Here is a 24,118-nt window from a genome sequence, read left to right on the forward strand (position 1 = left end):
ATTATAACAAATTAGTTATGTCCTTATTTTCAGACAATATCAGAGCATTAAGGGTTAAGCATAAAATATCACAAGAAAAGTTAGCCCAAAACCTAAGAATTACAAGAGGTAGATACGTTAAATACGAAGATGGAACTTCCGAAGCGCCGTATGACATTTTAAAGCAAATCGCTTTATATTTTCATATGAGTATCGATTTGTTATTGTCTGTCGATATACGTAAAATAAACGTAGAAAATTTAATAAAACTAGAAGGCAATCGACTTATTTTACCCATACAGGTAGATAGTTTTGGGGAGAATTATATCGAAATTGTATCTCAAAAAGCAAAAGCCGGTTACCTCAACGGTTATGCCGATCCAGAATACATTGAAAGTTTGCAGCAGGTTTCTCTTCCTTTTTTAGGGCCTGGTAAACACCGCGGATTTCCTGTAGAAGGTGATTCGATGCCGCCACACGAAGATGGTTCTATTATTATCGGACGTTATGTGGAAAGGTTAGGAGAGGTGATGGATGGTAAGACCTATATCTTGATTACCAAAAATGAAGGTATGGTCTACAAACGTCTCAATAAAAACAAAAAGAATTCTTTAGTTTTGGAATCTGATAATAGTTTTTACCCAAATTATGAAGTGAAAGCTTCTGATATTTTAGAGATTTGGGAGTACGAATGCAACATCGGCCGATCTGATAAAAAACAAACCTTATCTGAAACTGAAAGTATGAAAGAACTGCTTCTTGAAGTAAAAAGAGAAGTGATGGAGATTAAGAATAATACTTCGAACACTTAAAAGGCTTTTTGCCACAGATTGCACAGATTTGAAGGATTATTTTTTTCCGCCACGAATTTATGAATTTTGATTTAAAGTAATTCGTAAATTCGTGATGGAAAAATATAGACAACATTAGTCAAAAAATCTTTTTAATCCTTTTAATCTCTGTGGTTAAAAACGCTAAAAAACTTTCACAAAACCCAATCCATATTGCTGCCCATTATAAAAAGGCATTACCATAGAAGTTGACTTACTTTCAGAAGAAGATTTGAATAATTTTTTGGTAATATAAGGATTCATCCAATACGCTAATTTGGTGCTCAAAATTCCAATTCCAGCTCCTGCAGCGACATCGGTTAACCAGTGGCGGTTATTGTAAATTCTAAATAATCCAGTTCCGGTTGCAACGGCATATCCGGCAATTCCGTACCAAATCGATTTATCTTTGTATTCCTGCCATAAAAACTCGGCTCCGGCAAAAGCAGTCGCAGTATGTCCTGAAGGAAAAGAATTGTTCGAACTTCCGTCTGGACGTTCTTCATGCACAATCGATTTTAAACCTAAAACCGTTGAAGCCATTATAACATAAGAAGTCACAAATATTACAGAACGATCTCGTAGATTGTTTTTACCTTTTACTCCAAAAGCATTCAAAGCATAAACAGATGCTGCGGGTGCGTATTGAGAGAAATCGTCAATAGTAATTTTCTCGTCAATGTCTTCAGTAACTTCATTCTTAATTTGATGATTAAAACTTAGGAGTTGATCATTTCCAATTCCAATAACACCATAGCCAATTAATGCACTTGGAATAATTAATTGTTTGTAATTAAATTTTAAATGATTTGAAGTACTGTCAATTTTTACAATTGAATCATTTTGCTGTGCATTTGCAGAAAATAATCCGAACAGGAATACAAGGGAAATCGTTTTGAGGAACATTGTTTTTGTCGTTATATTTTGCAATAATAACGAATGTTCAATGCAGGTATTTTGGGCTTAATTGAACCTTAAGGGAATGTTAATTTGTTGGTTTTAAATAGAATGGTTTGATTAAGATTGACTAAATATTATCTTTTTTTAAGTGTCATCAGTTCTAGAAAATGGTTCGAATCTTTTTAAACCTTCAACGAAAACCAAAACGTACTTCCCAATCCTAAATTACTCTCGACCCCAACATTCCCATTTTGCGCTTCAATAAATTCTTTGCTGATTGCCAAGCCTAATCCTGTTCCGGATTTTTGACTTCCCGGAACCTGAAAATATTTATCGAAAACTTTGTCTTTGTATCTTGTATCAATTCCTTTTCCGGTATCGATGACCTGAAATACGATTTGATTATTTTCTTTTTTTAATTTGATGAAAATGGTGCTTTTTTCAGAAGAATACCGAATAGCATTCGACAAATAATTAATTAAAACCCAGCCTGTTTTTTCGCTGTCGGCTTTTACGTCCTGCAGATTTTCATCGGCATCAATAACCAATTTAATCTGTTTTTGATCGGCCTGAACTTTTACGGCTTCAACAGCATAATTTACAATTTCATGCGGATTGCTTTTTTCAATATTTAGTTGAATATTTCCAGTTTCCAATTGCGATAAATTAAGTAATTCGCCTGTAATTTTCAATAGTCTTTGACTGTCATCTTTTATACTTTCAACCAATTGTTTTTGGTCGTCGTTCATGTCGCCCGTTTTAGCATTTTCAAGCAATTGCAGACTTAATTTTATAGAGGCAATCGGCGTTTTTAATTCGTGCGAAACGGTCGCAATAAAATTGGTTTTGGCAAAATCCAATTCTTTAAAAAGTGTAATGTTTCGAAGAATAATTACATCACCGATATTGATTTCTTTTTCTTCGCCAGTCGGAATTATAGTAATATTCAGAATCTCTTTTTCAAAATAACTCTCTTTTCCGTGAGCATAAATTTTAAGCGGTTGTTTTTTAGGTGCATCAATATCATCTTTTAAAATCAAAGAACGAATTAAATCATTCGATAAAGCCAAATTTGAAGCTAATTTTCCAACAACATCTTCCAATTTTAAACCAATAATTTTTAGCGCTTCATCATTGGCAAACAAAACAATTCCTTCATTGTCCAACCCAATAATTGGATCGTGCATATTATTGATAAGGGTTTCCAGACGTTTCTTTTCGAAGAATAATTTGTACAAATTACTATCATTATATTCCTGAAGTTTCTGCGCCATCGTATTAAACGACTTTGCAAGATCGCCAAATTCGCTATGACTTGTAAAATGTACCCGTTCTGAATAATTTTTATTGGCTATTTCTTTAATACTCAGCGTTAATTCCTTTATTGGGTTTGCAATATTATTAGGTAAATTAACGAGTAGATTAAAAGCGATTAAAAAGCATAAACTTCCAACAATGGCAATCCATAAATTAGCATTTTCGGCTGTGAGTTTGGCAATATCACTTTTCTGTTTTATAGCATCGAGATTGAGTTTCATGATCGCAAAAATGTCTTTTCTGATTTGCGTTTTTAAAGTTTCATCAGTACCATTTTTTTCTAAAAGCGAAAAACTTTTTTCCAGATTTTCAGTTGCTTCCTTTTCTCCAGGTTCAGTTACATTTTGCGTTTGCTTTTCCAGATATTTTTTAAAAGTTTGAATTTCATTATCAGGATTGGTTTTAATTTCATCCAAAGACAAAATCATATTTCGCGAATATTCCAGCGTATTATAATTCGCTTTTAGAATATTCTCTGTATCTGCTTTTATTAAAAAAACAGAATAACCGCTTACGAGCGAAAGTATAATGATCATTAAAAATAATAATCCAACACCCAGATTTAATTTGGTTTTAATTCTCATAATTTTAATTTTTGTAAAATGTTGGCTGTGAGATGTAAAATGTATTTCCCAAAGATCATCTCACATTTTACATCAAACATTTCACGATAATATAACAAGATCAACATTTGATAAAGACAGTTTGTTTAGCAAACGCCTGAAAATTGTTGTAGACAAAATTACTTTAAATAAATTCAAATGCGGTTTACCAATGCAGACAGTTGTAATTTGTTTTTCTTCTGCAGTAATCAAAATCGCATCGGCAATATTTTTATGTTCTAATTTAATAACTTCTGCGCCTAATTGTACGGCGAGTTTAAAGTTATTTATTAAATGACGTTGTTTGTCTAAAGCAATTTTTGTACTGCTTTCCTGCGGTGTTTCTACGTACAAAACATACCATGATCCGTTGTAATAACTTGCCAATCGTGCTGCTTTTCGAATCACAATTTTGGCTGTTTTATCATTACTGCTAATGCACGCCAGTAATTTTTCATGTCGCAAAGCATGAAGATTCGGAACTTCATTCTCAACTTTTCGAACGACTTGACTCGCTACTTCTTTCAAAGCCAGTTCTCGAAGTTGAAGAATTTGTTCCGATTTAAAAAAGTTCGTTAAAGCCGTCTGAATTTTATCCGGAGTATAAATTTTTCCTTCTTTCAAACGCGCAATCAAATCTTCAGAAGTTAAATCGATATTTACGACTTCATCTGCCAATCGCAAAACATTATCTGGAATGCGTTCCTGAACATCAATATTTGTAATACGTTTTACATCCTCATTTAAACTCTCAATATGCTGAATATTAACAGCCGAAATGACATTAATTCCTGCATCCAGAATCTCCAAAACATCCTGCCAACGCTTTTCATTTTTGCTTCCTTCAACATTCGTGTGCGCCAGTTCATCAACAATAACCACTTCGGGACGAAGATTAATAATGGCTTGAACGTCGAGTTCTTCTAATTCTTTTCCTTTATAGAAAATCGTCCGTCGCGGAATCACAGGCAAACCCGCCAATAATTCATGCGTTTCCTTTCGCATGTGCGTTTCGATGTAGCCAATTTTTACATCGATTCCGTTTTTCAATAACGAATGCGCTTCCTGAAGCATACGAAAAGTTTTGCCCACACCGGCGCTCATCCCAATGTAGATTTTAAACTTTCCTTTTCGTGATTTCTGAATTAAATCGAGAAAGTGCTGTGCGTTATTATTTTCGTTTTCCATAAAAATATGCTTTAAGCAATAAGCTTTAGGCTTTAGGCAGTATAACTTTTAAAAAGCTTACTGCTTAAAGCCTATAGCCTAAAGCTAAAATGAAATCGCCAATGAAGTCGTTACAAAAGTATTCGTATCCGTTGGAGCGTTATCTTTTGTAAAGATTTCATCTTTACTCGAAAGATTTCTGGCTTCAATTCTAAACATAACATTATCAGTAACTAAGTAATCAAAGTTAGCTGAAAATCCGTAAGTTTTAAAACCATTTGGCGTTTCAGTTGCGATAATTACGCCTTTTTCATCACTATAATATTCACCTCTTGCTGCAAGCTGAATTTTCTCTGTTGGTTTGTATTGCAGAATTAAAACTGGCGAAAACCAAGTGTCATATTTGTTGCTGTTTTTAGCCGATTGCTGAGATCCAACATCAAAACCAGCCGTTACATTTGTTTTCTCCGTTACTTTAAATTGTCCGTAGAAGTTATTAAAATAACGCCATTTTTTGTCGATATCCGGCTGTTCATTTCCAACATAAGTGCTCCAGTTCAAAGCCACTTTATCAGATGGTTTGTACGTAATCTGAGTTCCAAAAGCTGGAGTTTGATTGCCTTCCACTTTCTCAATTCTTTGCCATCCATTCAAATACATTCCTGCCAAATACCATTTTCCTGATTCAGACGTATAGCCAATTTTAACTCCAGTTTCATAATAAGGCGAATTCTCAGCCAAAATACTTCGGGTTAGAGTCTGGCAGTCTTTTCCAATGGCACTTTCAAAACCAATATGCGATGGCATAATTCCCGCATCAATCCATAAATTATGGTTTTTAGAAATCTTCACACCTACATTTGCTTCGTAAACATTTTTCAACAAACCCTGTTCGGCAGCCATATTATATTCGGCATAAGTTCCCGCCATTAAAGCAAAATTTCCACGAATATTTTCTTTCGAATAATTCACTTTTGCCATACCCAAATTCAGGTTTACCTCATTGCTTTTATTATAACTGTAAAAAAAGTTTGGCCGCGTATGATTTTCAGGTTTTCCAAAATCATAACTGTAATAAGCGTCTACATATCCTGAAAATGTCAACGGACTTTTAGATTCTTCTTGTGCTTGTAAATTGCTATAACCAAAAACGATTAAAGCAGTAAGTATTATTTTTTTCATTTTTTGTGGTATTCAATTATTTATTAGTAGATTTTTTTAGGAGCTAATCCCGCTATCCACTACAATCTTTTGTGTCTCGTTAAAGAAACGAGACACAAAAGGATTTTCGTTTCTATCGGGGCTAGGGCATTTGGGGTAAAAAAGGCATTTTCGTTTCCTGCAAGGTTTTTAAAACCTTGTAGGTATTATTTCAAGTTTAGTTTGTCGATTCCAATTCTCGTCACAGTTTGTCATTGCCAGGAACGAAGCAGCCACATTTGCAAAGTCAACTTTATGTATAATTGTTAGTGAGGTTGCTTCGTTCCTCGCAATGACATAAAATAGGTGAATTACTTTGTCCAACCCGACAGGTTTTAAAAACCTGTCTGGTTTAAAACCAGATTACTTTAATTGGTCTAAAGCCACATTCAATTCCAAAACATTAACCGTTTCAGGACCAACAACAGCCGTATTAATTTTAGATTCCACCAAAGCTTTTACTTTGGCTTCATCCAATTTTCTTTCCTTAGCAATTCGCTTAACCTGAATCAAAGCACCTTGCGGAGAAACATTCGGATCTAAACCACTTCCAGAAGCCGTAACCATATCAGCTGGAATGTCCGATTTTTTCAAATAGGGGTGAACCAATAAAAGCGTATCAATTCTTTTTTGAACCAAAGCCAAATAATCAGCATTGCTTGGACCTTTGTTACTTCCGGCACTTCCAGCAGCATTATAATCTACAGCCGAAGGTCTTCCCCAGAAATAATTCGATTTATCGAACTTTTGTCCGATTTTTTGATAACCAACCACTTTTCCGTTAACCGAAATCGTTTCTCCTTTTCCTTGGTTTGGAGCAATTTGTGCGATTCCGTAAATCGCTAAAGGATAGATAACCGCAAACAAAATCAAAGTAAGTACGGTAAGTTTTAAGAGTGAAAATATAGTTTTCATGTTTCTAATGTAAAATGTTAGATGTAAAAAGTGATTTGTAAAATTGTTATATGTGAGTTTTTGATTTTGTCATCTCACATTTTACAAATCACATTTCACTAAATAAAGAAAGTAACAACCAAATCAATTACTTTAATTCCGATGAAAGGAACGATCAAGCCGCCAAGGCCATAAATCAAAAGATTTCTTTTCAAAATAGCACTGGCTCCAATTGGTCTGTAATCAACACCTTTGAGCGCAAGCGGAATCAATATCGGAATAATAATCGCATTGAAAATTACAGCAGATAAAATCGCACTTTCAGGACTATGCAGATGCATAATATTTAACCCTTGCAACGCAGGAATCGCAGTAATAAAAAGAGCAGGAACAATAGCAAAATATTTCGCAACGTCATTTGCAATAGAAAAAGTAGTTAAAGTTCCGCGGGTCATTAAAAGCTGTTTTCCAATTTCAACAATCTCGATTAATTTCGTTGGATCATTGTCAAGATCGACCATGTTTCCGGCTTCTTTTGCCGCTTGAGTTCCGCTGTTCATAGCAACTCCAACATTTGCTTGAGCAAGGGCAGGAGCATCATTTGTTCCGTCTCCCATCATGGCAACCAGTCTTCCTTCTGCCTGTTCTTTTCTGATGTAATTCATTTTATCCTCAGGTTTAGCCTCGGCAATAAAATCATCAACTCCTGCAGCTTCGGCAATAAATTTAGCCGTAAGTGGATTATCTCCCGTAACCATAACCGTTTTGATTCCCATTCTGCGCAAACGCTCAAAACGCTCTTTCATTCCGGTTTTTATAATATCCTGAAGTTCGATAACACCTTGAACTTCATTGTTTTTAATTACTACCAATGGTGTTCCTCCGTTAGATGAAATGGTAATAACTTGTTGTGCAGTATCTTCGGGGAAAGAATTTCCAGCTTGCTGCGCAATATTTTTTGCAGCATCTTGAGCACCTTTTCTAATATTGGTTCCGTCTTTTAATACGACTCCAGAAGTTCTGGTTTCAGCAGTAAATTTTATACTATGTGAGATGTTTTCTGTTAGAAGTGAAATGTCTGATTGCATTTTACTATTTACATCTAAGATCTTACCTAACTCTAGAATACTTTTCCCTTCAGGAGTATCATCTGCAAGCGAACTCAAAACAGCTGATTTTACAAAATCATCAAAAGAAACTCCTTTGGTTGGATAAAAATTGGTTGCTTTTCTGTTTCCAATAGTGATGGTTCCGGTTTTATCCAAAAGCAATACGTCAATATCTCCGGCAGTTTCAACCGCTTTTCCAGATTTTGTAATTACATTGGCACGAAGCGCTCTGTCCATACCCGCAATACCAATTGCAGAAAGTAAACCTCCAATTGTCGTTGGAATCAAACAAACAAAAAGTGCAATGAAAGCCGCAATCGTGATGGGTGCGTTGGCATAGTCGGCAAACGGTTTTAGCGTAACGCACACAATCACGAAGATTAAAGTAAAGGCGGCTAATAAAATGGTTAAGGCAATTTCGTTTGGTGTTTTCTGGCGGCTTGCACCTTCAACCAAAGCAATCATTTTATCCAAAAAGCTTTCACCAGGTTCAGATGTTACTTTTACTTTAATTTTGTCTGATAATACTTTTGTTCCTCCGGTTACAGATGATTTGTCACCACCTGCTTCCCGAATTACAGGAGCACTTTCTCCGGTAATGGCACTTTCGTCGATTGTAGCCAGACCTTCGATAATTTCACCATCGGCAGCAATTAAATCGCCTGCTTCGCAAACGAAAATATCGTCTTTTTTTAATGCTGATGAACTGATGTTTCGGATTTCTCCATTTGGCAGAATCTGTCTTGCAGGAGTTTCTTCTCTTGTTTTTCTTAAACTGTCGGCTTGTGCTTTTCCTCTTGCTTCGGCAATTGCTTCGGCGAAATTGGCAAATAAAAGTGTTGCCAGTAAAATTAAAAACACAATTAGATTATAGATAAAACTACCTTGATCTGTTGCTCCCATTAATATGGAAATACAAACAGCAAACATGATCGCAGTTCCTATTTCTACGGTAAACATTACCGGATTTTTGATCATCATTTTTGGATTCAGCTTGACAAAAGACTGCACTAGAGCTTCTTTTACCTGCTTACTTTCAAACAACGATGTGGATTTATTAGTTGTCATTTTTTATATTATTTTAAAGTAAAGAATTCCGCCAATGGACCTAAAGCCAACGCTGGAAAGAATGATAAAGCAGCGATAATTGCGATTACAGCAAAAGTCATTATTCCGAAAATTGAGGTATCTGTTTTTAAAGTTCCTGCACTCTCTGGAATATATTTTTTACCTGCTAATAAACCTGCAATTGCTAATGGTCCAATGATTGGAATAAAACGGCTTAACAATAACACAATTCCTGTAGTGATATTCCAAAACGGATTATTATCTCCTAATCCTTCAAAACCAGAACCATTATTGGCCGCGCTTGAAGTGTATTCGTATAGCATTTCTGAGAATCCGTGATTTCCAGGATTGTTTAACCAGCCTGTTGCATTTCCGCTAAACCAATAGCCCATTGCGGTATCATGTGCAGCAAAATAAGATGCTAAAGCAGTTCCCGCTAATATTAATAAAGGATGAAGAATAGCGATAAAAGCAGCAATTTTAACTTCCCGTGCTTCGATTTTCTTCCCTAAAAATTCAGGAGTTCGACCTACCATTAATCCAGAGATAAATACCGCTAGAATAATGAAAATGTAGTAGTTTAGAATACCCACGCCGCAACCGCCGTAAAAAGCATTTACCATCATCGATAATAATTGCATAGCGCCAGAAACCGGCATCGAACTATCGTGCATACTGTTTACAGAACCTGTAGAAATTACCGTTGTGGCAATACTCCAGAAACCTGACATTGCAGGGCCAAATCGAACTTCTTTTCCTTCCATCGCTCCAGTCGTTTGTGCGATACCCATTTTTTCAATAGCAGGATTTCCGTTGATTTCGCTCATCACTGTTGGAACAACCAGAAGTAAAAATCCAACCGTCATTACACCAAAAATGATATTCGATAATTTTCTTTTGTTTAAGAAAAAGCCAAGCGCAAAAATCATCGCAAACGGAATAATCATCTGCGCCCAAAGCTCAACTCCGTTAGTAAAATAAGTAGGATTTTCTAATGGATGTGCTGAGTTGGCTCCAAAGAATCCACCACCGTTTGTACCAATATGTTTAATAGCAATAAAGGCTGCGGCTGGTCCGCGAGAAACTTCTACATGATCGCCTTGCAGCGTTGTAATAGCATCTTTACCTTCAAAAATCATTGGCGTACCGCTAAAAACTAATGCAACAGCCACAATTGCTGAAAGGGGTAATAAAATACGAGTACAGCTTTTGATGAAATAATTATAAAAATTACCCAACTGTTCTGTAGTTCTTTCTTTCATTGCTGTAAAAATCATAGCGGCGGCAGCCATTCCGATACCAGCAGAAACAAACTGAAGGAACATCAAGACGATTTGTGAAAGGTAAGAAACCCCGCTTTCGCCAGAATAATGCTGTAAGTTGCAGTTAACCAAAAATGAGATAGCAGTATTAAATGCCAAATCTGGCGTCATTGAAGGGTTGTTGTCTGGATTAAGAGGCAAAGAACCCTGAAACAATAAGACAAAAAAGCAAAGAAAGAACCAAACCATGTTTATACTTAAAAGTGCTTTTAAGTGCTGTTTCCAGTTCATTTCTTCAGTGGCATTTATACCGCTGATTTTAAAAATAAATTTTTCAATTGGATTGAAAATCGGGTCAAAAAGTGTTTTGTCTCCCAAATAAACTTTAGCAATATATTTTCCTAAAGGAATCGCTAAAATAATAGTTAGGATAAAAATACCAATGACGCCTAATAACTCTGTGTTCATAAATGTGATTTGTTAATTGTAAAATGTGAGAGGTAAAAGCAGACTGACGTATAACATTTAACATCTCACTTATAACTTTTTACATGATTTAAAATTTTTCGGGTTTGATTAAGACATAAACCAAATACACGAAAACGGCGATTGAAATAATAAATAGTGCAGTCATGATTTAGATTTTTTCAAAGAATTCAACTGACAGAAAACAAATAGCAAATAGCACAACGGCCAATGCGAGTAAAAGAAAAGTGATCATAGGATTATTTAGATTTTAGATTTGTGAAATGTGAGAAGTAAAATGTTACTGTGAAAAGAGATATGAACATCTAACATTTCACAAGAAACATTTCACGAATTAGACTCCCGAAGCATTAACCTGCTTGATATATTCCGCTTTAAGCGTTTGAGGGAAAAGATGTGAAATATTGCAGTGGCGCATTTCCATAAAAGAAGAAACTGAAAAAACATAGACATTAGAAATGGCATTTTTAGTTTCGATGCTTCCGCTGATAAATAAGCGTTCAGCAAGAGCCAGGCATTTTTTGGCACGAACGATGTTTCCAGAAATAATAGATTTTTTAGTTATCTCGGCAAAGCGTTCTGCTTGTTTGTAGATTGAGGTGACTTGATTTTTCATGAGAATGAATTTTTATGTTCTTCCTCCTTATGCCAAAATATGTTCCGAAAAAGTCAAGATGTTGCTAAAGTGCTGTCAATAAAAGAAATATGATTACATGCCAAAAAGCGGGCATAAAAAAAGCCTATCATTTTGATAAGCTTTTCTCGTTTTGATATGTTATTGTCAAGCTCCGGTGGAGCGAAATATTTATAGAAATAAAAGAATCATAGTTATCAGAGCCCCAGCGGGGTGACATATTTTTTTAGATTGCATAGGTGTCGCTCCGCTGGAGCTTTACATTATTGGCAATAAATAATTCTATAAATATTTCGCTTCTTCGAAGCTTTAAAAATTGAATTTGTGGTTGACATTGTTATTGCAGTTGGAATTTGAAATTTAAATTTTGGAATTTTCAATCCCATATTCTTCCAATTTTCGATACAAAGTCGCAATTCCAATTTCTAATAACCGTGCTGTTTCGGCTTTATTACCTTTCGTATAATTCAAAACTTTCTGAATGTGCAGTTTTTCAACACTCTGCATTGAGAAAGCCGACATTGATTTTGTGCTTTTTTCAGCTTGATGCTGCATTTCATACGGCAGAACATCTGAAGTTAAAGTATCGCCATTACTCAAAATAACCGATCGTTCGATAATATTTTTAAGTTCTCGGATATTTCCCGGCCAAGAATAATTTTCTAATTTCTGAAGAAAATCATCAGCAATATGTAATGTTTTTTTGTTTGTTTTCTCAGAAAACTGTTTGACGAAATAATGCGTCAATACGGCAATATCTTTTATTCTTTCTCGTAGAGAAGGCAATTTTATTTCGAAAATATTCAAGCGGAAATACAAATCAGAACGGAAACGATGTTCGTCACTTTCTGTTTTTAAATCTCGGTTTGTCGCGGCAATTAACCTGAAATTTGATTTTTTTGGAGTTGTATCGCCAACCGGAATATATTCAGAAGTTTCTAAAACGCGAAGTAATTTGGCTTGAAGATCAATTGGCATTTCTCCAATTTCATCCAAAAACAAAGTACCGCCATTTGCTTCTTCTATAAAGCCTTTTTTATCTTTTAAAGCTCCGGTAAAAGCGCCTTGTTTGTGACCAAAAAGTTCGCTTTCCAGAATCTCTTTGCTGAAAGTACTGCAATTTAAAGCCACAAAAGATTTTCCGACACGATTACTGTTTTCATGAATAGCCTGCGCAAAAACTTCTTTTCCAGTTCCAGTTTCACCAGTCAATAAAACGGTCGAATCTGTTTTGGCAACTTTTTGGGCAAGATCAATAACCTGTTCAATTCCTTTAGATTTTCCAATTATAGTCTCGAAAGAATATTTGCTTGCAATACGTTTTTCCAGTTGCTGTACTTTTTTCTGCAATTCCACTTTCTCTAAAGCTTTATAAAGAAGCGGAATAATTTTATCGTTATCGTCACCTTTTACAATATAATCAAAAGCACCATTTTTCATTGCCTGAACTCCGTCTGGGATATTTCCAAAAGCAGTCAGCAAAATAACTTCTACAAGCGGGAAACTTGCTTTTATGTTTTGAAGAAAATCAACGCCATTTCCATCAGGTAATTTGACATCACACAAAACGACATCAATTTCGGTTTGTTCTAGTTTCTTAAAACCAGATTTTAAATCTTTTGCCTCGAAAACTTCAAATCCTTCAGATTTTATAATACGCGCCAACAGACTTCTCAGTTTTTCTTCGTCGTCTATAATTAAAATTTTGTGTGTCATTTGAGGAAAGAAAGTTATTTTGATGTACAAATTTAGGTTTTAAATCACTTTCCTTTTTTAATTCGGAATAAATTATTTTTAAGTATGTAATAAGTTTTAAAATATTTTCATCGAAAAGAAATGTATTTTTAGATCCAAAAAGAACCACTAAAATTTATGTCAAAACGAATTCTCCTTTTAATAGCTGTCGTAATCTTCGGAAGTTTTAATGGTTTCTCAAATGAAATTGTTCAAAAAGATTCTTCAAAATCAAAAACTATTTCTTTTAAAATCAAATTAAAATCCGCCGATGAGGTTAAAATCAAACCTGCTCCTTTAAAATTCAATAAACATTTTGCCTATAGTTTTACGCTTGATGATGGATATCGATCTGCTTATTTAACAGCCTTTCCATTATTGAATGGCGGAAAAATCAGTAATCCTGATAAAAACGAATGGAAAATCGATCAAGGCGGAGACGGAACAACTTCAAATGGTCTTTTTTATTCAGACGGTTTCGGAAACAAAATCCCATTTAAATTGGCTTTGGCAATTAACGGTGGTGCAATTCGTGATTTGCCAGCAAATCGCGGACATCTTTCTTGGCAAGAAATTCAAGAAATGTATAATGCTGGCTGGGATGTTTTGAATCACGGTTTTCATCACGCTACAAAACACGGTACAAATTATTTGACAGAAGTAACTGAAAATACTACTTCGATAAAACAAAATCTTGATTTTACCATGTCACATTTTGTGGTTCCTGGCGGAGAAGGTGATGAGAAATATTATTTAGAATATGAAAAAGAGGCACTTAATAACGAACATTTTTCGGTAGCGTCTTATTATGGTGTTGGGCCAGTTTTTAATGTCGATTCAAAAGTTGATTTAGATAAAATGATTACAGCCAGAACTTTTGTGCAGAGTTCAAAAGATTCGACTAGTTTCAAAACAATGGATCGTTATTTAAAGACACTAGATTCAATTGTAAAACAACCAAATACACTTTGGTTTAACGAATTTACACACGGAACAGGCAATGGAAATTTATGGAATTTAAGCATGCGTTTTCCCGATTTTAAATATTATATGACAGCGCTTGCAGATAAGTACGGCGTAAAAGGAAGTGATACAATTTGGATGGCGCCGTGGCAGGAAGTTTACGAATATATTTGGTTAAGAGACAGAATTAAAGTCGATTACAAACAGAAAGATAAAGAAATTGAAGTGACAATTGTATTGCCTGAAATTCCAGAAAACTTTAGAAATCGAGATATTTCTTTAACAGTTGATACTTCTTCAAAATTTGAAATCGAATCAAATAAAGATTTAAAAATTAAAGACGACGGAAAAACAACTCACAAACAGATTTTCATTCAGCTGAAATAAAAAATATAGCCACAGATTAAAAGGATTCTAATGATTTTTTTACTTTCATAATAAATAATCCTTCTAATCTTTTTAATCTGTGGCAAAACTTTCTAATCAATCTCCTTTTCGTTATCCTTTATAAAAGTATCGATATTCATTAAATAAGGATCTACAACAATTCGTTGAGGTTTTATTTTAGATTTTATTTTTCCCTCTATTTTATTGTTTTTTATTGAAAATTTAAAACGCGATAACTTTCCGTTTTCATCATAAATTCCAATATCTATTTTATTGTTGTTTGGAATTTGTTTTCTTTCTCCCGTTGCATTTTCTTTATATTTTTCAGAAGAAGCTTTAAAAGAGATCTCATAAAAGCCATTCTTTTTAATGCTTTCGACAGATTCTATTTTAGATGAATAAGTGATAATCTGCTTAAACATTTCATCTAATTTTGTATATAGATTTTTATCTGTTACAGCATAAATTTCTTTTAATAAATCTTCAGAATCAGGAAACGGATTTGGATATCTATAATGATTCAGAAAATTTTTCAAAGCCAGATTTACCTTTTCTTCACCAATTAATATTCGCAATTGATGCATAACCAGCATTCCTTTATCATAAGGTAAATGAGGCGTGTCGTAATTGGTTTTATATAAAGGTGTTTCTGGATCGTAACTTCTGCTACTTAAATATAAATCAAGATGGATTTTTAAAGTTTCCAAAGCTTTTTCCAAACCATGTTCTTTTTCATAAAGCATCAGCTCGGTATATTGTGCCAGAGTTTCGGTCAAAATCCAGCTTCCTTCTTTTTGTTCTGGGCTTATTTGTGAATTTCCCCACCATTCGTGCGACAATTCATGAGCCGTTAGTTGATTGATTACGTCTTCTTTATCTTTGTTTTTGAGATCGCTGTAAAATCCGAAATTCTCTTTCATAAAAACTGTCGACGGATATGAAGTCGCCGCAAATCCATCGGCGAAAGCAGAAACTTCTGCGTATCGAATCGTTTTATATGGATATTTACCAAAATTGCTCTGGCAGTAATCTAAAGTATTTTTTACATCTTGAATTAGTTTCTCAACGTTTCTGGAATGTCTTTTATCATAAAAAACTTCAATAGAAATCCCTTTGTAATTTGTTTTTTGAATTTGATATTCGGCAGAAGAAAAAGCAAATCGAAACGGAATCTTTCCATTAGATTTATAATGAAAATAATTGCGATCGTCTTTTTTCCAATTTCCAATTAAATCTCCAACACCAATAGCAGTTTGATTTTTGGATGTCGAAACTACAGCATCATAATCAATAAAATCATATTTGATTTCAGATTTATCTTCCAGTTTTTTAAGAGGCGTCTGAGGCTTCAAATGTCTTTTTGCACGCTCTTTTTTACTGCTGATTTCATTCGATTCCTGATAACCAAAAAGCGGAAAGTAACGGCTGATTCGCATAAAAGAACCATTTTCGATTATAGAATTAAAAGCCGTATGTCCTTTAAAAGGTGACCAAGATGATTCAAAAGAAAAATTCATTTTCAGTTTTTGCTGTGGCTGTAAAGGTTTTTCTAATCGAAACCAATAATGTTGAAAATCAGAAACATCGTCTAATTTTTTAGAAGTCGGAATCTCAACAGAAGTCAGTTTCGAATTTCGATCTATATATAGGAGTAAACTATCTATTGGTTTTTCAGAATTATTGATTAGTTCATAAGTGCCTTTTACTTGATAAAGGTTTTCTTCGGGAAATAAATCGACTTTACTTTTTACAGAAACAATTGTGGGCTGAGCCAGATTTGTATATTTTTTAAATTGACTTTCATATTTCTCGCTCCAGTTATTCTGATCGTCTTCGGTTAAATAAGGATATTCAATATTGGTTTTATAAAAAAGATAACCTCCAAAACCAATAAAAAGAATCATTCCGAATCCTAAAGTTGTTTTTTGAATACCATTAAATGAATTTCTGCGAAAGGTTTTTACGATTGAAGCATTTCTTTTCCATAAAATTCCGGTCAAAGTAAGCAGAACAAGAGCCAATCCAAAATTGTACAACATCGAAATATGAAACGGGATTGTATATTTTCCGAAACCATTCAAATCAAAATATTCTGTTTTAAAAGCATTTCCAAAACGAAATAAAGGATGTGAAATTCCTAATTGCTCTCCAATTCCAGTACAAAACAAAATGCAGACAAAAGCCGAAATCGCAAGTCCGATATATTTATTTTTAATAAAAGTCTGAATTGCAATGATCAAAATTGAAATTAGCAGCAACGGAAATCCAATGTAATAAAACAAAGAAAGATAAAGACCAATTTCTATTGAAGCATTCGCATTCATAATTTGAAATCCGCATCCAATCAAAATACTAATACTAATAATGAGTAACGGAATGATAAAAAGTGCCGTTAATTTTGCCAGTAAAACTACAAATTGAGAATAAGGCGCTGTATTTTCAAGCATTTCAAATCTCGAATTTTCGCTTCGGTTTAATAATTCACTACTATAAAAAAGAAGAATCAAAATCAGAATAAATGGCAGGCGATCCATTATTGTGGAAATCATCAAAGCCGTATCCGTAATTTTTTCAGCTAATCGAATTCCTCCATCAATTTCATCTGAAATCTCAATCATTAATAATCCAGAAAATAAAAGAACAATCAGTAAAAATGGAATTCCTTTCAGAATTAAGTAAATATCCAGTTTTATATTGCTTTTAAAAACAGCTAAATTATGTATGAAAGTTTTGATTTCGATGTTATTCGGAATTGCTGTCGAAAAGACTTTTGTTTTTTTTGATATAATTTTAGATGCTTTTACCTTTTTAGTTTTCGTTTTTCGAAATGAAAACAATCGATACGAAACAAAAAGTAAAAGCAGAGATACAGAAATCCACAGTATTCTATTGAATAAAAAATTGCCAGAAAGCGAAACCAGTTGGGTATTTTTTTCAATCGCTGTCCAATATCTCGTTTGTTCCAAGAAAGCAGCCAAACCAAACGGATCTATTTTTGCTGCCAAAGACATGGCTTTCGCCGAAGACGGAGAAGCATTTGCAAATAGGGGCGAATTCGAAAAAATCGAACCTGCTATATATAAGATGTAAATTAATAAACCTCCAACATAAATGAAAAGTTTACTTCGGGTAAGCCACGCCAAAGCAGTCAAGATCGAAAGGCACAAAAAAATATTTGGAATCACAATGACCAAATACGGCCAGAGATAATTTATAATTTCAAAAGGTCCAAGTTCACTTTTTTGAAGCCATGACATTTGGTGTCCAACAATCATTCCGATGATAAACATTCCAAAAGAAACTACGGCGATTATAAATGCTGTAATAAATTTTGGAGTTAAATAATTAAACTTAGAAATAGGAGAGGAGAAAATAATCGAATCGAATTTCGTTTCATATTCCTTTAAAAAGCTTTGCGCCGCCTGAAGTGTAATCGAGAATGTAGTCGTTAACGAAATCAGACCAATCGCATAAGTTAAAACATACGGACTATTTTTGTAAGCGCCCGAAAAAGAAAAGTTCGCAAATGTGCTCACAAAAAATCCTAAAACCAAATAAATGATAAACGTGGCATAAAAAGTCCAGCTTCTGGTGTTGTTATGCCATTCAAATTGAATTAATTTAGAAAACATAACCTTAATTTTGAAGTTGATTTTGACCTAAAACACTAAAATAAACATCGCTTAAATCTGGCGATATCAATTCGAAACCAGAATCTGGACGTTCATTTGCGAAAACATGAATATTGATTTTTCCCGAATTTAAGTGAGAAGAAATGATATTGAAATTCAATTGATGATCCTTCAATTCTGTTTTCTGAATCGCTTTCATCCAGATTTTATCTTTCAAAGAATCGATTGCGTCATTTGGTTTTCCTTCCAAAATCAATTTTCCGTTGGAGATAATTGCCATTTTAGGACACAAATCTCGAACGTCTTCTACAATATGAGTTGATAAAACCACGATAATACTTTCACCAATTTCGCTCAGTAAATTATTAAATCGGTTTCTTTCTTCCGGATCAAGCCCAGCCGTAGGTTCATCCACAATAATAATCTTTGGATTTCCAAGTAAAGCTTGCGCAATTCCAAACCTTTGACGCATCCCGCCGGAAAAAGAATGAACTGCTTTATCTTTATGCTGTAATAAATTAGTCTGCTGTAATAAGTACAAAATTTGATCGTGACGTTCCTTTTGATCGACGATCCCTTTCAAAACTGCCAAATGATCGAGCAGGCGATAAGCAGAAATTTTAGGATAAACTCCAAATTCCTGCGGAAGATAACCCAGATTTTGCCTTATAAACATTGGGTTTTCCAGAATATTAATTCCGTTAAATTCAATAATTCCAGAAGTGGGTTCCTGTAAAGCGGCAATGGTTCGCATTAAACTTGACTTTCCGGCGCCGTTTGGACCTAATAAGCCAAACATGCCATTTGTGATTTCAAGCGATAATTGGTCAATCGCTTTCGTGCCGTTCTCATAAGTTTTGCTGAGATTTTTGATTGATAAACTGTTCATTTTTGATTGATTTAGATGATTAAATGAATTATTGATTTGAAAATTTTAGGCAATAGAATGCCTGTCGGCTTCAAAAACCGATTTATTATGTTTAGAAATTAAAATTTAAAAGAAAGCTATTCTGCTACGTATTCTAAAATATCGCCAGGCTGGCAATCCAGAATTTTACAGATAGCTTCGAGAGTATCAAACCGAATTCCTTTTGCTTTTCCAGTTTTTAGAATCGATAAATTGGCAGGCGTAATATCTAGTTTTTCTGCCAACTCTTTACTCTGCATCTTGCGTTTGGCAAGCATTACATCAACATTTACAATTATTGGCATAGTTATATAAATAAGTCTTGTTCGTTCTGAAGGTTTAAACCTTGTTTAAAAATGGCAGCTAAAAAGTAAGCAAAAGTACCAAGCATTCCGTGCAGTATAATAAAAAGCCAAACTTCATTATCCAGCGGAACAAAAAAGAAAGCTACAAATAGTACAATACTCGGAATTAATAAATTAGATAAATAGAAACGCCTTAAATGAGAAATTCCATTTGCAGTAAACAATTTTGGCTGATAAAAGACCTTAAAAACATTGCTGCTCAATAAAAAGAAAAGACCGTATAGACTTAGCGGTGCTAAAAAATCAAAAAGAATATATGGAATATTATAATCTCCTAACATTAAAGGATGAGAAGTAAAAGGATAACAAACCTGAAAATACTTTCCGTTATCTTTAAAGGTCAAAAACAATCCCGTCATTAAAGTAAAAACAGAATATGCCGCCAAAAAGAAATAAACAACGGACAAAAATCTGGTAAAGTAAAATAATATTCGAGATACAATATGAGTTGTCTTCATATATTAAAAGTTAAATTGATATTGCAAATGTATAATTAATTATTGTAAAACAATAATTAATTATTAAAAATAGCCCATCTTTTGACTTTGGTGAATATTATAATTCTATTAACATTAGAAAACAAAAGGCATCCAGATAAATGAGTTAATTTTGTATACTAGCATTTTTTATATGAAAAACCCAATTTCGGTCTCATTATTAGACCTCGCTATCATCACTCAGGATAGCAACGCCACAGAAACATTTCAAAAAACAAAAGACATAGCGCAATTAGCAGATAATTTAGGATACAAGCGATTTTGGCTGGCAGAACATCACAATATGGCACACGTTGCAAGTACAGCAACAGTTGTTTTAATTGGTTATGTAGCAAGTCAGACAAAAAATATTCGTGTAGGTTCTGGCGGAATCATGCTGCCGAATCATTCTCCTTTAGTAGTTGCTGAACAATTTGGAACCTTAGAAACGCTTTATCCAAACCGAATCGATTTAGGTTTAGGAAGAGCGCCAGGAACAGATCAGCCAACTGCGGAAGCAATTCGAAAAGACTTTTTTGAGCAGGCACAACGTTTTCCGCAAAATGTAAGCAAACTTCAAGAGTATTTTTCTTCCGAAAATGAAACAGGAAAAGTGCGTGCATTCCCAGCCGAAGGTTTAAAAGTCCCAATTTGGATTCTGGGTTCAAGTATGGATAGTGCGGCTTTGGCAGCAGCTTACGGATTGCCTTATGCTTTTGCAGGACACTTTGCACCAAAATTGATGATTCAGGCATTTGAATTCTATCGCGAAAATTTCCAGCCATCAGAATATTTAGAAAAACCCCAAACAATGGCTTGTGTTAATATCATCGCTGCAGACACAAACGAAGAAGCAGAACTATTGTCTACAAGTTTGTATCAAATGTTTTTGAACTTAATTAGAAACGATCGTAAAGGTTTACAGCCTCCAGTTCCATCATTAGATGACATTATGAACGAGCAAGAACGTTTCCATGTCAATCAAATGACAGCAGGAACCTTCACAGGAAACAAAGAACAATTAGTTACCGATTTAAAAAAGTTCATCGACTACGCAAGAATTGACGAACTCATGGTAACAAGTCCGATCTTCGATCATCAGGCAAAACTAAAAAGTATTCAAATCACAAAAGAAGCGATCGACAGTTTAAATGAAAGTATACATATATAAGTATACTATATGTAAGATTAGATTTCATTCACCCAACCCGACAGTTTTAAAAACCTGCCGGGTTTGTTTTTTTTTCTAAATATATAAGGAGAACTATAATTTAATTTAAGTGTCAAGTGTCAGGCTGAGCGGAGTCGAAGCCCAATGCTATGATTTGGAATTTGGAATTTAAAAATTAGAATTTGTTTTTAATAAGAAGCTATTCCCGCTGTCCGCTTCAATCTTTTTGGGGCGAACCCCGCCCCAAAAAGGATTTCCTCCCGAATCCTTGGGACTATAGGGGCTGGGGCCATCAGTTTTCAGAAGAAAAAATCGGCAAGAAAAGACCATTTCAGAAGAAAAAACAAAGTAAAAAAAGGAAACTCTGCGCCTCTGCGCCTCTGCGGGATTAAAAAAAAACATAAAAAAAAACAGACTTCGGGCCTTAGTGCCTTGGCGGCAGAACCAGGCAAAGCGAAGCAAAACAGCCAAAATCCCAATAAAGGCAAACGGCGAAAAAAACTTTGTTTTGTAAAAAACACAAAACCAGCTGTTTATAAAAAACATGGAAAAAATATAAAAAAAAGTCTTGCAGATGTAAATAAAGGTGGTACTTTTGCACCCGCAGAAGCGATAAATGTTTACAGAAATACCGGCAGGAAAAGCTGATTAAAAGAGAAAAGAAATTTTCAAAAAAAAGATTAGAAAAAGCTTGTGGGAATGGAAAACGGATATTACATTTGCACCCCGCAAATACGGGAAGTTCCTTGAGATACTGAGAGGAGAATTAGAGAAAAAGAGATTTAAAAATTTCGGAAAAAAAACTTTAATTTTTCTTGCAGGAAACAAAAAGAATTTTTAGTTTTGCACCCGCTTTGAAACACAGGCGGAATGATAAAGAAGACACGTTCGTAGACATATTGAATTGACAGCCGTTTTAACAGAGATGTTAGAACAAAAGAATAAGAGTAATAGAATTGTAAGATTCGAAAAGAACCGATAGATGATCATCGCAATATAATATTACAATATACGATGAAGAGTTTGATCCTGGCTCAGGATGAACGCTAGCGGCAGGCTTAACACATGCAAGTCGAGGGGTATAAGTCTTCGGATTTAGAGACCGGCGCACGGGTGCGTAACGCGTATGCAATCTGCCTTTCACAGAGGGATAGCCCAGAGAAATTTGGATTAATACCTCATAGTATTACGACCCGGCATCGGGATGTAATTAAAGTCACAACGGTGAAAGATGAGCATGCGTCCCATTAGCTGGTTGGTAAGGTAACGGCTTACCAAGGCAACGATGGGTAGGGGTCCTGAGAGGGAGATCCCCCACACTGGTACTGAGACACGGACCAGACTCCTACGGGAGGCAGCAGTGAGGAATATTGGACAATGGGCGCAAGCCTGATCCAGCCATGCCGCGTGCAGGATGACGGTCCTATGGATTGTAAACTGCTTTTGTACGAGAAGAAACACTGATTCGTGAATCAGCCTGACGGTATCGTAAGAATAAGGATCGGCTAACTCCGTGCCAGCAGCCGCGGTAATACGGAGGATCCAAGCGTTATCCGGAATCATTGGGTTTAAAGGGTCCGTAGGCGGTCTTGTAAGTCAGTGGTGAAAGCCCATCGCTCAACGGTGGAACGGCCATTGATACTGCTGGACTTGAATTATTAGGAAGTAACTAGAATATGTAGTGTAGCGGTGAAATGCTTAGAGATTACATGGAATACCAATTGCGAAGGCAGGTTACTACTAATGGATTGACGCTGATGGACGAAAGCGTGGGTAGCGAACAGGATTAGATACCCTGGTAGTCCACGCCGTAAACGATGGATACTAGCTGTTGGAAGCAATTTCAGTGGCTAAGCGAAAGTGATAAGTATCCCACCTGGGGAGTACGTTCGCAAGAATGAAACTCAAAGGAATTGACGGGGGCCCGCACAAGCGGTGGAGCATGTGGTTTAATTCGATGATACGCGAGGAACCTTACCAAGGCTTAAATGTAGATTGACCGTTTTGGAAACAGAACTTTCGCAAGACAATTTACAAGGTGCTGCATGGTTGTCGTCAGCTCGTGCCGTGAGGTGTCAGGTTAAGTCCTATAACGAGCGCAACCCCTGTTGTTAGTTGCCAGCGAGTAGTGTCGGGAACTCTAACAAGACTGCCAGTGCAAACTGTGAGGAAGGTGGGGATGACGTCAAATCATCACGGCCCTTACGCCTTGGGCTACACACGTGCTACAATGGCCGGTACAGAGAGCAGCCACTGGGCGACCAGGAGCGAATCTATAAAGCCGGTCACAGTTCGGATCGGAGTCTGCAACTCGACTCCGTGAAGCTGGAATCGCTAGTAATCGGATATCAGCCATGATCCGGTGAATACGTTCCCGGGCCTTGTACACACCGCCCGTCAAGCCATGGAAGCTGGGGGTGCCTGAAGTCGGTGACCGCAAGGAGCTGCCTAGGGTAAAACTGGTAACTAGGGCTAAGTCGTAACAAGGTAGCCGTACCGGAAGGTGCGGCTGGAACACCTCCTTTCTAGAGCCTCAATTGTTAGCACGAAGGTTATGAGTTAGAAGTTATGAGTGATGCGTCTTGACGCTTAACCCTTAACGTATAACATTTAACACAATGGCACGATGAGGAAAAAAGATGGTTATCTTCAGGTATCTGAATTGGAGATTGTATTACTCTTGCTGTTAATTTAAAAGAAATGAAAATTAAGTAAAACAGAGTCTCGTAGCTCAGCTGGTTAGAGTACTACACTGATAATGTAGGGGTCGGCAGTTCGAGTCTGCCCGGGACTACTTTTTTAAGATTGTTAATTGTAAATTATAAATTACAAAAGACAGAATAAAAAAAGACTGTAAGCTTGATTAAAAGGAAATTTTAGGGGTTGAGGCCTTATGAGAACTAATTCATAACTCATAACTAATAACTCATCACTAAGAAAATGGGGGATTAGCTCAGCTGGCTAGAGCGCCTGCCTTGCACGCAGGAGGTCAACGGTTCGACTCCGTTATTCTCCACAGGTCCGAAAGGACAAAA

18 protein-coding genes, 2 tRNA genes and 1 rRNA gene are annotated in these 24,118 nt (G+C 35.4%); 6 read left to right on the top strand and 15 right to left on the bottom strand.

What is annotated here, in order from left to right; all coding sequences use genetic code 11:
* Positions 1-17 precede the first annotated feature (17 nt).
* Positions 18-791: a LexA family transcriptional regulator gene (locus tag QMG60_RS09170; protein ID WP_134139672.1), complete on the top strand. Its 774-nt coding sequence runs from the start codon at positions 18-20 to the stop codon at positions 789-791.
* Positions 792-953: 162 nt separating this feature from the next.
* On the opposite strand, the gene QMG60_RS09175 is transcribed toward QMG60_RS09170, so the two are convergent.
* The 10 genes from QMG60_RS09175 to QMG60_RS09220 all read right to left on the bottom strand — a co-directional run bounded on the left by QMG60_RS09175 (position 954) and on the right by QMG60_RS09220 (position 13,164).
* A complete protein-coding gene (locus QMG60_RS09175; protein WP_134139612.1) occupies positions 954-1,715 on the bottom strand; it encodes a phosphatase PAP2 family protein in 762 nt (253 codons plus the stop codon).
* 176 nt (positions 1,716-1,891) lie between these two features.
* On the bottom strand, positions 1,892-3,610 hold the full coding sequence (locus QMG60_RS09180; protein WP_281867570.1) for an ATP-binding protein: 1,719 nt from the start codon (positions 3,608-3,610) through the stop codon (positions 1,892-1,894).
* An 81-nt stretch (positions 3,611-3,691) separates the two neighbouring features.
* Positions 3,692-4,816 (bottom strand): universal stress protein, encoded by a 1,125-nt coding sequence (locus QMG60_RS09185; RefSeq protein ID WP_281867571.1) that lies wholly within the window; start codon positions 4,814-4,816, stop codon positions 3,692-3,694.
* A gap of 84 nt (positions 4,817-4,900) precedes the next feature.
* Positions 4,901-5,977, bottom strand: coding sequence for a porin (locus QMG60_RS09190; protein WP_281867572.1), 1,077 nt, complete (start codon positions 5,975-5,977; stop codon positions 4,901-4,903).
* A 381-nt stretch (positions 5,978-6,358) separates the two neighbouring features.
* Positions 6,359-6,910: a K(+)-transporting ATPase subunit C gene (locus QMG60_RS09195; RefSeq protein WP_281867574.1), complete on the bottom strand. Its 552-nt coding sequence runs from the start codon at positions 6,908-6,910 to the stop codon at positions 6,359-6,361.
* Between the two features lie 98 nt (positions 6,911-7,008).
* Positions 7,009-9,066, bottom strand: coding sequence for a potassium-transporting ATPase subunit KdpB (gene kdpB, locus QMG60_RS09200; RefSeq protein WP_281867575.1), 2,058 nt, complete (start codon positions 9,064-9,066; stop codon positions 7,009-7,011).
* 8 nt (positions 9,067-9,074) lie between these two features.
* Entirely contained in the window at positions 9,075-10,796 is a 1,722-nt protein-coding gene (kdpA, locus tag QMG60_RS09205) for a potassium-transporting ATPase subunit KdpA (RefSeq protein WP_281867577.1), read from the bottom strand.
* An 88-nt stretch (positions 10,797-10,884) separates the two neighbouring features.
* Entirely contained in the window at positions 10,885-10,962 is a 78-nt protein-coding gene (gene kdpF, locus QMG60_RS09210) for a K(+)-transporting ATPase subunit F (RefSeq protein WP_081909388.1), read from the bottom strand.
* Between the two features lie 186 nt (positions 10,963-11,148).
* Positions 11,149-11,430 (bottom strand): hypothetical protein, encoded by a 282-nt coding sequence (locus QMG60_RS09215; protein ID WP_113677797.1) that lies wholly within the window; start codon positions 11,428-11,430, stop codon positions 11,149-11,151.
* Positions 11,431-11,808: 378 nt separating this feature from the next.
* Positions 11,809-13,164: a sigma-54 dependent transcriptional regulator gene (locus QMG60_RS09220; RefSeq protein ID WP_281867578.1), complete on the bottom strand. Its 1,356-nt coding sequence runs from the start codon at positions 13,162-13,164 to the stop codon at positions 11,809-11,811.
* Between the two features lie 156 nt (positions 13,165-13,320).
* On the opposite strand from QMG60_RS09220, the gene QMG60_RS09225 reads away from it, so the two are divergent.
* Entirely contained in the window at positions 13,321-14,532 is a 1,212-nt protein-coding gene (locus QMG60_RS09225) for a polysaccharide deacetylase family protein (RefSeq protein ID WP_281867580.1), read from the top strand.
* A gap of 92 nt (positions 14,533-14,624) precedes the next feature.
* Here the strand turns inward: QMG60_RS09225 and QMG60_RS09230 are convergent, their stop codons facing one another.
* The 4 genes from QMG60_RS09230 to QMG60_RS09245 form a co-directional block, all read right to left on the bottom strand.
* Positions 14,625-18,164 carry a M1 family aminopeptidase gene (locus QMG60_RS09230; protein WP_281867581.1) on the bottom strand — a complete coding sequence of 1,180 codons (3,540 nt, stop codon included), beginning with the start codon at positions 18,162-18,164 and terminating at the stop codon, positions 14,625-14,627.
* 4 nt (positions 18,165-18,168) lie between these two features.
* On the bottom strand, positions 18,169-19,053 hold the full coding sequence (locus tag QMG60_RS09235; RefSeq protein WP_281867582.1) for an ABC transporter ATP-binding protein: 885 nt from the start codon (positions 19,051-19,053) through the stop codon (positions 18,169-18,171).
* A gap of 116 nt (positions 19,054-19,169) precedes the next feature.
* Positions 19,170-19,376, bottom strand: a complete 207-nt coding sequence (locus tag QMG60_RS09240) for a helix-turn-helix transcriptional regulator (RefSeq protein WP_012024053.1) — start codon at positions 19,374-19,376, stop codon at positions 19,170-19,172.
* A 2-nt stretch (positions 19,377-19,378) separates the two neighbouring features.
* Positions 19,379-19,894 (bottom strand): DUF2975 domain-containing protein, encoded by a 516-nt coding sequence (locus QMG60_RS09245; RefSeq protein WP_281867584.1) that lies wholly within the window; start codon positions 19,892-19,894, stop codon positions 19,379-19,381.
* 172 nt (positions 19,895-20,066) lie between these two features.
* Here QMG60_RS09245 and QMG60_RS09250 point away from each other — a divergent pair, with 172 nt between their 5' ends.
* Complete coding sequence (locus tag QMG60_RS09250) at positions 20,067-21,083, top strand: LLM class flavin-dependent oxidoreductase (protein ID WP_248729670.1); 1,017 nt, start codon at positions 20,067-20,069, stop codon at positions 21,081-21,083.
* 168 nt (positions 21,084-21,251) lie between these two features.
* Here QMG60_RS09250 and QMG60_RS09255 read toward each other — a convergent pair whose 3' ends face one another.
* Positions 21,252-21,629, bottom strand: a complete 378-nt coding sequence (locus QMG60_RS09255; protein WP_281867586.1) for a hypothetical protein — start codon at positions 21,627-21,629, stop codon at positions 21,252-21,254.
* 465 nt (positions 21,630-22,094) lie between these two features.
* Between QMG60_RS09255 and QMG60_RS09260 the strand changes: the two genes are divergently transcribed.
* From QMG60_RS09260 to QMG60_RS09270, 3 genes are all read left to right on the top strand, one after another.
* Positions 22,095-23,608 (top strand): 16S ribosomal RNA (locus QMG60_RS09260).
* Between the two features lie 195 nt (positions 23,609-23,803).
* Positions 23,804-23,877: transfer RNA gene (locus QMG60_RS09265), tRNA-Ile, on the top strand.
* 148 nt (positions 23,878-24,025) lie between these two features.
* Positions 24,026-24,099: transfer RNA gene (locus QMG60_RS09270), tRNA-Ala, on the top strand.
* Positions 24,100-24,118: the final 19 nt, after the last annotated feature.

This window comes from Flavobacterium sp. GSB-24, from assembly GCF_027924665.1.
Lineage (GTDB): Bacteria > Bacteroidota > Bacteroidia > Flavobacteriales > Flavobacteriaceae > Flavobacterium.

Coding starts and splice junctions, on each gene's coding strand:
- QMG60_RS09170 (WP_134139672.1), top strand. CDS start 18: ATGTCCTTATTTTCAGACAATATCAGAGCATTAAGGGTTAAGCATAAA.
- QMG60_RS09175 (WP_134139612.1), bottom strand. CDS start 1,715: ATGTTCCTCAAAACGATTTCCCTTGTATTCCTGTTCGGATTATTTTCT.
- QMG60_RS09180 (WP_281867570.1), bottom strand. CDS start 3,610: ATGAGAATTAAAACCAAATTAAATCTGGGTGTTGGATTATTATTTTTA.
- QMG60_RS09185 (WP_281867571.1), bottom strand. CDS start 4,816: ATGGAAAACGAAAATAATAACGCACAGCACTTTCTCGATTTAATTCAG.
- QMG60_RS09190 (WP_281867572.1), bottom strand. CDS start 5,977: ATGAAAAAAATAATACTTACTGCTTTAATCGTTTTTGGTTATAGCAAT.
- QMG60_RS09195 (WP_281867574.1), bottom strand. CDS start 6,910: ATGAAAACTATATTTTCACTCTTAAAACTTACCGTACTTACTTTGATT.
- kdpB (WP_281867575.1), bottom strand. CDS start 9,066: ATGACAACTAATAAATCCACATCGTTGTTTGAAAGTAAGCAGGTAAAA.
- kdpA (WP_281867577.1), bottom strand. CDS start 10,796: ATGAACACAGAGTTATTAGGCGTCATTGGTATTTTTATCCTAACTATT.
- kdpF (WP_081909388.1), bottom strand. CDS start 10,962: ATGACTGCACTATTTATTATTTCAATCGCCGTTTTCGTGTATTTGGTT.
- QMG60_RS09215 (WP_113677797.1), bottom strand. CDS start 11,430: ATGAAAAATCAAGTCACCTCAATCTACAAACAAGCAGAACGCTTTGCC.
- QMG60_RS09220 (WP_281867578.1), bottom strand. CDS start 13,164: ATGACACACAAAATTTTAATTATAGACGACGAAGAAAAACTGAGAAGT.
- QMG60_RS09225 (WP_281867580.1), top strand. CDS start 13,321: ATGTCAAAACGAATTCTCCTTTTAATAGCTGTCGTAATCTTCGGAAGT.
- QMG60_RS09230 (WP_281867581.1), bottom strand. CDS start 18,164: ATGTTTTCTAAATTAATTCAATTTGAATGGCATAACAACACCAGAAGC.
- QMG60_RS09235 (WP_281867582.1), bottom strand. CDS start 19,053: ATGAACAGTTTATCAATCAAAAATCTCAGCAAAACTTATGAGAACGGC.
- QMG60_RS09240 (WP_012024053.1), bottom strand. CDS start 19,376: ATGCCAATAATTGTAAATGTTGATGTAATGCTTGCCAAACGCAAGATG.
- QMG60_RS09245 (WP_281867584.1), bottom strand. CDS start 19,894: ATGAAGACAACTCATATTGTATCTCGAATATTATTTTACTTTACCAGA.
- QMG60_RS09250 (WP_248729670.1), top strand. CDS start 20,067: ATGAAAAACCCAATTTCGGTCTCATTATTAGACCTCGCTATCATCACT.
- QMG60_RS09255 (WP_281867586.1), bottom strand. CDS start 21,629: ATGTTTTTTATAAACAGCTGGTTTTGTGTTTTTTACAAAACAAAGTTT.